The 7654-nt window shown below is 58.5% G+C and carries 9 protein-coding genes and 1 tRNA gene; 2 read left to right on the forward strand and 8 right to left on the reverse strand.

Annotated elements, in window-relative coordinates; all coding sequences use genetic code 11:
- Positions 1–213 precede the first annotated feature (213 nt).
- From NLI89_RS21205 to NLI89_RS21230, 7 genes are all read right to left on the reverse strand, one after another.
- Positions 214–1506 (reverse strand): tyrosine-type recombinase/integrase, encoded by a 1293-nt coding sequence (locus tag NLI89_RS21205; RefSeq protein ID WP_254688741.1) that lies wholly within the window; start codon positions 1504–1506, stop codon positions 214–216.
- A 7-nt stretch (positions 1507–1513) separates the two neighbouring features.
- Entirely contained in the window at positions 1514–1714 is a 201-nt protein-coding gene (locus NLI89_RS21210; protein WP_254688742.1) for an AlpA family phage regulatory protein, read from the reverse strand.
- Complete coding sequence (locus NLI89_RS21215) at positions 1711–1989, reverse strand: hypothetical protein (protein WP_254688743.1); 279 nt, start codon at positions 1987–1989, stop codon at positions 1711–1713. Before NLI89_RS21215 ends, NLI89_RS21210 begins: the two co-directional genes overlap by 4 nt.
- Positions 1986–2120, reverse strand: coding sequence for a hypothetical protein (locus NLI89_RS21835; protein WP_302675908.1), 135 nt, complete (start codon positions 2118–2120; stop codon positions 1986–1988). Before NLI89_RS21835 ends, NLI89_RS21215 begins: the two co-directional genes overlap by 4 nt.
- A 206-nt stretch (positions 2121–2326) precedes the next feature.
- Positions 2327–2494: a hypothetical protein gene (locus tag NLI89_RS21220; protein ID WP_254688744.1), complete on the reverse strand. Its 168-nt coding sequence runs from the start codon at positions 2492–2494 to the stop codon at positions 2327–2329.
- A 1078-nt stretch (positions 2495–3572) separates the two neighbouring features.
- On the reverse strand, positions 3573–4382 hold the full coding sequence (locus NLI89_RS21225; protein WP_254688745.1) for a GGDEF domain-containing protein: 810 nt from the start codon (positions 4380–4382) through the stop codon (positions 3573–3575).
- 178 nt (positions 4383–4560) lie between these two features.
- Complete coding sequence (locus NLI89_RS21230; protein WP_254688746.1) at positions 4561–5319, reverse strand: Crp/Fnr family transcriptional regulator; 759 nt, start codon at positions 5317–5319, stop codon at positions 4561–4563.
- 332 nt (positions 5320–5651) lie between these two features.
- Between NLI89_RS21230 and NLI89_RS21235 the strand changes: the two genes are divergently transcribed.
- Complete coding sequence (locus tag NLI89_RS21235; RefSeq protein ID WP_254688747.1) at positions 5652–5840, forward strand: hypothetical protein; 189 nt, start codon at positions 5652–5654, stop codon at positions 5838–5840.
- Positions 5841–6577: 737 nt separating this feature from the next.
- Positions 6578–6835: a hypothetical protein gene (locus NLI89_RS21240; protein WP_254688748.1), complete on the forward strand. Its 258-nt coding sequence runs from the start codon at positions 6578–6580 to the stop codon at positions 6833–6835.
- A gap of 619 nt (positions 6836–7454) precedes the next feature.
- Here NLI89_RS21240 and NLI89_RS21245 read toward each other — a convergent pair.
- A tRNA-Pro gene (locus tag NLI89_RS21245) sits at positions 7455–7531 on the reverse strand.
- Between the last annotated feature and the right edge of the window lie 123 nt (positions 7532–7654).

Raw genomic sequence — 7654 nt, forward strand, 5'->3', positions numbered from 1 at the left:
CTCTGTTATTTCAAGGTTTTAGCGGTGCAATTCATAGCGTTGTCAGTTATTTTTGTCTTTGCGGCCTAGCCTCTTGGCGACTGGAAAGCTTCGGCATCATTATCGCTCTCGCATATGGCATAACCTCCGCGTGTCGATCGCAGCGATGGTCTTTAATTTCTCCCGAATCTATAACACGACTGCTCCGGCGACGGGCTCTAGCGGTACGGGTGGTCAGCGTTCTTGGCCGCTGAGGAGAGCGTCGGCGGATCGCAGACCGACGATCAACATATCCGCCCAGTCCTGTGCGAGCTCGCGCCTTCGGTCCATATGAAGCGCACGGTTGTAAGCCATCTCTGAGCCGGACATCCCTTTGGGTTTGTGCGCCAGCATGGCATCGATGATCGCGCGATCGTCAGGGCGCCGCTCGCGGATCGCGCGCTCGTTCATGATAGTCGAGAATGTTGCGCGCCAGCCGTGCGGCACGTGGCGACCGGAATAGCCGTTACGGGCGTACATGTAGCCAATCGTGTTCTCGCTCATCGGATGGCGAGAAGACCGGACGCTTGTGAAGAGGTAGGCCGACCGGCCGGTAAGGCGCCGCACCGCATGCAGGATCTCAACCGCCTGCTGCGGCAGCGGTATGACGTGTTCAAATGCCTCATCATCCTTGTTTTCCATGTTGAGCTTCATGCGCTCGGCGGGAACTCGCCAGACGGCATTGGGAGTGATCGCCGCTGGATCGTCCCAGTCGATTTCCTCAAATTCGGTCCATTTTGCGGCCCGTACGACACCAGGCCGGACGACGGTCAGCGCTAGCAGACGCGACGCGAGCTTGGTCAATGGCCCGGAAGTGGTGTCCTCCATCAGAAGAAGCACTTCGCGGGCCGCGTCGATCGTCCGTACCGCTGGCTGCTTACCCTTTTTGGCAATGGGTTTTAGTGCCTTCCCGATCGAGGCTGCAGGATCGACCGTGCAAATTCCTTCGGCAATCGCGTAACCGAACACGGCTGAGACGTGCTGCCTGATGCGCTTGGCCGTGTCGATGGCGCCGCGGCCTTCGACCTTGCGCAGCATCTTGAGAACCATCGGCGCATCGATCTCGATCAGTGGCAGGAACCCGATCACGGGATAGACGTCGCGTTCGAAGGCCTGACGCACCTTAGTCGCTTGGAGCGGGGACCAACGAGGGGTCTGGTCGGCGTGCCAGCGCTTAGCAGTAATCTCAAAAGTTGCGCCGGCGGCGGCGTACGCTGCCATCTTCCGCTTGCGCTTCTCGATCGATGGATCGCGATGATCCCGCAGCAGGAGCTTTGCGGCATCCCGCTGATCGCGGGCCGCCGCGAGCGACACCAGCGGGTAGGGGCCGAAGGTGAGCACCTTTTCCTTGTCGGCGTACCGATACTTCATGCGCCACGACCGCGCACCCGACGGGGCGACGAACAGGTACAGTCCACCGCTATCAGCCAGCTTGTACGCCTTCTCGCGCGGTTGCGCCTTTCGCACTTGCAGGTCGGTTAGTGCCATCGGTCTTCTATGCCGCCGCGTTCTGGTCAAAACCGGCAACCCACGCGTCGACGTCGCCGGCACACCGAGCGACCACGTGGACGCTCAGCTTGCGCCGCTGCGGGAACGAGCCGTCTTCCATCTTCCGATGGATCGTTGCGGTCGACAGGCCGGTGCGATGACGCACCTCGGCGATCTGGATCGGGCGATCCTTGCTTCGGTCAGTCATTCTGAATTGCCCTTGTTCGAGAAATTGCGGTCGACGACGGTGGCGAGTGCTACCTGAGCGTCGTTCTTCAGGCGGTGACCGCCATCAACGGTGCGGTTGCGCCAGCCATGCCCGTACGAGCGCGACCGATTGCCGCCCGGTTCGAGTTCGCCAGCGCGGCCGTCGCGATAGCCCTCACGCATCTCGTTGTTGTCGAGAGCGTCAAGTTCGGCGATCGTCGTGACGGGGGCGCCGCGGACGGAATGCGCGGCAGCGCAGGGAAGGGTGGCGTTCACATACGGTCTCCAAGTTCGAGCTGATCGATCTGCGCGGTGGTGGTTTCGTCTTCGAGCATGTCGGCCAGGGTACGGCCGCCATCGGCGAACGGCTTCTGATCAAAGGACCGAGAACCGTAAGCGACTGCCACTGCGCTATCCCCTTGGCGCCAAGCTGCGTACCGCCGCTTCGATCTGCGCGGGCAGGCGGAAGCGGTCCACCGTCCGCGCTTTAGCTGCGCGGACGACGCGCTTCGCCGTGCGATCGATCTTGACCTCGCGATCAGACCAGCGGCCCAGTTAGCTGCGTAAATTGCGACGCTCGAAGCGAACGCGTTGTTTGGGCTCTTGCTGGCCATCACGCCGCTCTCCGAAACGGAAAGACCGCATTGTCGATCTCGCCGTCCGAGCCGACATGCTCGCCGTCGTCTGAACCACCGCCGTCCTCGTCGGTCCACTTCCTGCAGGCGCGGGTCGCGTGGGTTTCGGAGGAGCGCTTCATGGTCAAGCCGGCGAGGTCGATCACGACCTGCTCCAAGAAATGGCAGATACGGATCTCGGGATCCGCTCCAGCTGGACGCCGCGTGGCAGTCGCGTAGGACGGATCGAGGTTCGCCCAATGACTGCACGTCCGCTCGGGCATTGATGGGCGAGACGCAAGGCGCCGGCCGACCGTATGATTGATAGAGCGGCTGCGTTGCCATAATGCGTCTACCACGTGTTGATCGCAAGAGACTGCCGGAATCGTTGAAGCAAGCCCGCAACCGGATATGCGCCCATGCAAGTCATACGCCTGTTCGAACGCTATATATGCTTCAGCTGTACGCTAGTCAAAACGCCTTCTTGGCGAAAGCCTTCTTCAACAAGCATGAGGACTTCGTATGCGAAAACAGGTTTCACACTCTACACGCGGGAATGGCCGATGACATTGGTCCGCTCAGGCGATGGCTGCGAAAGTTGGACTTCAGAGTCATTCAAATTTACGAGTCGTCCAAGCAAATAGCCGGCATTTTGTCGTTCAGAATCACCGGCCAACTTTGCGATTACGAGGTCACCGATTCGAGCGGTGTCCGTATCCGAGTACCATATAAGTTCGCGGACATCGTACTTTGAGCACACATTTTCCAGAGCTACCCGAAAGCCAGCGACGTTACGTAAAATCACCTGACGTGATGGCGTGGACCATCTGGCCACCTTAGTCCCAGGCTCCTTCCCGCTCCACGGCGCGACGGCGCGTCCTGCTCTGCTCGATCCATTTGCACGGAAGGATACGCCGACCTCCGATGATACCACGGAGTCGATGAAGCTCGCCGAAAGGAGCGAGTGCGCGCGGCGAGAGCCTCATCTCGTTGCTGCCAAAGTAGATGCCTTGCGGGTCGGCCGGCCAGGGCGGGATCGCGATTCCACGCAGCTCGCCGAGCCACGCGCGCGCGTTTGCGAGCGTGCTCCGCCCCGTCGCCTGTGGGAGCGCCACGGATAGCAGATGGGTGGACCCGGTCGAGGGCATGGCCGTACCGGGATCAGCGACCAGGGGGCGGGCCAGCGCGAACCGTATCCAATTGAAGCTCGATACCCATCGACCGTAGTTCTCGCCATCAGTTCGTTCAGACCCGCGATCTCGCGCCTGGTGTGCCGCTTGCCACGTGAAATATCCACGAGCTTTTCCCGGATGCCTTCGCCTCGTACATGGCCTTATCGGCGATACGGAAGGTCTCCTCAATAGTACGGCCTGTTGCGGCCCCTAAGCTACACGTCGCTTTTAATTCTGAGCTCTTCATTGCAGTTATCAAGGACCGGTGGATCTTGCCTGCTTTTCGCTCCGCTGCGGCTTCGTCCCGTACTGCCAGGCAAAACGCGAACTCGTCCCCGCCAAGGCGGGCGGTAACGTCGTAGGGGCGAACAGCCGATACGAGTGCATGAGCGATAATGCGTAGAACCTCGTCGCCTGCGGCATGGCCATGCTGATCATTCACCGCCTTGAAATCGTCCAGGTCGATCATGCCACATAGCAGGATGCGATGATCGCGTAGGGACGACAGTTCCAGACGTTTGCACTCACGCTGGAATGACCGGCGGTTGCCCAATCCCGTTAGCGGGTCGATCAGGGCATTCGCACGTTCCTGGTCAAACGTTCGACGGAATGCGCCGACGAGCAGAATAATAAAGACGACGCCGAAAACGCGCATTGTCGCGTTCCAGGCTGCGGTTGTCACGGGAACAGACGATGCTTGCACCGATAACCCGTCACCGAAACCGTTGAGGTGCAAGGTCGCTGCAACTGCTACCGCGCCGGACGCCAGACCTGCAACCCGTCCGAAGCGCCAGGTCGTCAGGCATAGCGGCATGATATAGAGCGAGCTGAGCGAGAAATGCGGCCCTGTTATGCCATCGAGGAGGATCAGACCTGCCCACATGGCCGCAACCCATCCGGTTGCTGCCCGTGTGCTCAGCCCCGCGGATTTCCGTAACACAGTCTCGAGGGGGGTCCGCTTTGCTGACCGCGGCAGATATGTTGAAAGCACGCTACTACACCCCGCTTTACGCAACTCGGATTTGTTGAGGGTATCTCGCTTCAGTGAGGTCTGGCATCCATCAGAAGGAATATCCCGGAGGTGTGCCACGTTCCCGCAGATGAAGGTATCTGCTGTTGAAATCAGCTTCGACCATGAAAATCTCCCATTCGGGAAATGTTATCCCGCGCTTGTTTTGGAAAACTAGGCCGTCTTTGATTAAGCCCCTTAAAGTCCTGTTGACGTGAACGGTGGTCAATCCGATCGCGTCACCGAGCTGTTCTTGCGTCATCGGCAACTCATAGGGCTGACCAGGCGCAATCCCTTGCACATCCAGTCTAGCGGCAAACTCGCAGAGCAAATGGGCTAAACGGGTGCGTGCATCGCGCCTGCCAATGTTTACCATCCATTCGCGGTAGATCGATGCGTCGACCATGGTGCTGGCAATCAGGGCATCGGCGATGGCAGTCCGATCTGATGCCATGGTACGCAACGCGACCTGAGGAATCGTGGCGATCTTGCAGGGGGTCAAGGTTTGGACATTGTGATCGGCAGCATCGAGATAAAGCTGCTGCAAGTTGATGATGTCACCGGGAATTAGGATCGAGAGAATTTGCCGAAGGCCTTGGCCGGTAATCTTGTGCCGAAAAGCAAAGCCAGAAAGTAGCACCGTGCAATGATCTGTTAGATCGCCATCCCGCGCAATGTAGCTACCAGACTCGAAGTACCGGACAGAATGCGGTAAACCTTGCACAGCGGCACGATCCAGATCTGAAAGCGAGACGTGGATCGCAAATTTATTGACCATAGGCTTAAGCGGATTTTTCGATTTATTCGGCAATCATCATCCCCTACAATATGCAGGGCAGGACTGCGTGCACTCATAGCTTGAACGTAAAAACGACTGAGAGCGAGGTAATTATCCATTCGCACGTAAATTAAATTGAACAAATTCGTCGCACAAGATTTTATCCAAATGTATCAACATCATACGGATGCGTGATTTCAATCATATCTTTATTTTCTAATCCATGTTACGAACATAAATCGAGAATGCCGTTGTAATGACATGGGCGACCGTCTCGCAGTACGATACTCGAGTAATGGATAACGTCTGCCGCGGCTCATTTGCCCTATCTGCATGACGATTCCGCGAAGCATGGATCTTTGATTATGCCACACACTCTCGAACTGTTAACGCGCCTGCGCGATGCCCTAGCGTTTGCCGATGCAGCACAGGACAATCTGGCGGCGGCGTATATTTGCCGCCCTATCGACATTTTGGAAGCGCGTCTGGCTGAGCGGCCGGAACAGGCGGGTTTGAGCCGCGTGGAGAGGGCCAAAACCATAATTACTACCTAGCGACCGGCATCATTAGCGTTTGTCCGTAAAGCTAGCGGACCAGATCCCGCTTCCCGCGACCCACCCCCGACGGTGGCGCGTCTTTGCGCTTCGGTGAGCTATCGCTGGTGCGGAACGGACGCCAACTGTTGCGGCCGTGATCTCTTATCATCGATGCGCCGCATCTTTTGCACTCAGAACGCCAGTCCGACGTGTCGTGCCAAACCTTGGACTTGCGGCGGCGATGACCAATCAATGTGCACAACAATCCCACGGCTTTAACCTCCCCCGACTTTTCCGAGTGTTAGCAGTCCTTTGCGGATTGCGAACCTTGGAAACGCTAAGTCGAGATTTTGACGATCTGACGCCAGCACGGGCGAGATTCATGCTGCCTGGGAAGGAACCGGTATCAGGTCGGCCGCCGTACGCGACATCTGACGCACGTCTTATAGCCCGGATGGCGGCTGCTCGGTGTGAACAAATGACCTCTGACGAGGATGCATTTAAACCGTCTAATTATTCGCATGATCGGGCTCCGCTATCACATCTTCGATAGACCATTGGATACGCACGACTCGGGTTTACCGAGGTGATGTTGCTGTCCAATGGCTCGATCTGCCAGAACAATTTCGTAAGCGTAACGATTCAACGGCTTACGTTGCACGATGTCAGTTCGCGGCTCGTCTAGTTGCGCGAGAACTGCAAGACCTTGCCGACTCGTCCTCGCCGCAGGGGCAGCCTTCGGATCAGTCCAGGCGATGGCGCGCGGCGTCAGATCGGTCAGTGCTCGATGCGGTTTGATCAGCCTGCTTCCGGAAACACATTTTCCCTTGTACTGCGGCTGCGGTGCCGGCCTCCTAGGCGAGGGCGTGCTCACGCTCACCGCACAGCAGATTGAAGCACTCAGCCCGCAAGGTGTCTGGGCAAATGGCTTCGGAATGACGGCCCGCCTCAAGCGCCGTGTGAACGCGAGGCGGGCCGGCTGGCTCGGCTGGAGTAATCCGCGCCAGCGATGAGCAAACCAATAACGGGCACAAACGGACCATCCTAGGAAGGAAATAACGTGACGACGCCGCCAAGCCGGCGATCGGCGACGCGCGACCGGCGCGCAAGCTAACCGCGCCGAAAGCGTTCTCCGCCTCGCTTGCGCGTAGCGCTCGATCGTGCAGCCGCCAGCGCCGCGGTCCGATCACAATCTTCGGTTGCGCCTATGTTCTGCAAATGCGCGCGAACTGAGGGTCGCCCACGTCGCCCCGCAAATTGGCCGGCTGCCGATCTTGCCGCGCGCTGACCCGTACAGCGGGTCGTGATGTGCAACTGTCTGGGAAAGGCGGCGCCCTGCATTTCTTCGATTTTGGAGTTCCGCTTGGTCTAAGGCGGTCTCGAGCGAGCGTTCTTCCAGCCTTGAGAAGACTTTCGAGTAAACGGCTTAAAAGATTAAATCTGAATAAACAGGCGAGCAGATTGACTTCGCGCTGATAGCATAAATTTGTGGGCCCGTAACGGGGGCCGCCGCTCTGCGCTATGGTCGGCGAAACTGATTTCACCGCATCAAGATATACAGAGCGTTGTTGGACAAGGGGTTGCGCGTTCCGCCCCTCCGGCGCCGAGCATACTGTGTTGCTCAACGGCGTGTGGTCGGGGAGACAGGATTCGAACCTGCGACCCCCTGGTCCCAAACCAGGTGCGCTACCAGCCTGCGCCACTCCCCGACAGCGCTGCGGTTAGGGATACCTGGCCGAATACGCAAGCGTCCTATCGTCGCGATGCCAGGGTGCTGCGGACAAAATGCGCTATTTTCGGTCATCACAGCCTGCCACCTTGTCACGGTCGCC

The organism is Sphingomonas faeni (assembly GCF_024273235.1).
Classification (GTDB): domain Bacteria; phylum Pseudomonadota; class Alphaproteobacteria; order Sphingomonadales; family Sphingomonadaceae; genus Sphingomonas; species Sphingomonas faeni_A.

What these genes read in the sequence shown, in the direction of transcription:
- NLI89_RS21225 (WP_254688745.1), bottom strand. Translation starts at nt 4,382, where the DNA reads ATGTGGGCAGGTCTGATCCTCCTCGATGGCATAACAGGGCCGCATTTC.
- NLI89_RS21210 (WP_254688742.1), bottom strand. Translation starts at nt 1,714, where the DNA reads ATGACTGACCGAAGCAAGGATCGCCCGATCCAGATCGCCGAGGTGCGT.
- NLI89_RS21235 (WP_254688747.1), top strand. Translation starts at nt 5,652, where the DNA reads ATGCCACACACTCTCGAACTGTTAACGCGCCTGCGCGATGCCCTAGCG.
- NLI89_RS21240 (WP_254688748.1), top strand. Translation starts at nt 6,578, where the DNA reads ATGGCGCGCGGCGTCAGATCGGTCAGTGCTCGATGCGGTTTGATCAGC.
- NLI89_RS21205 (WP_254688741.1), bottom strand. Translation starts at nt 1,506, where the DNA reads ATGGCACTAACCGACCTGCAAGTGCGAAAGGCGCAACCGCGCGAGAAG.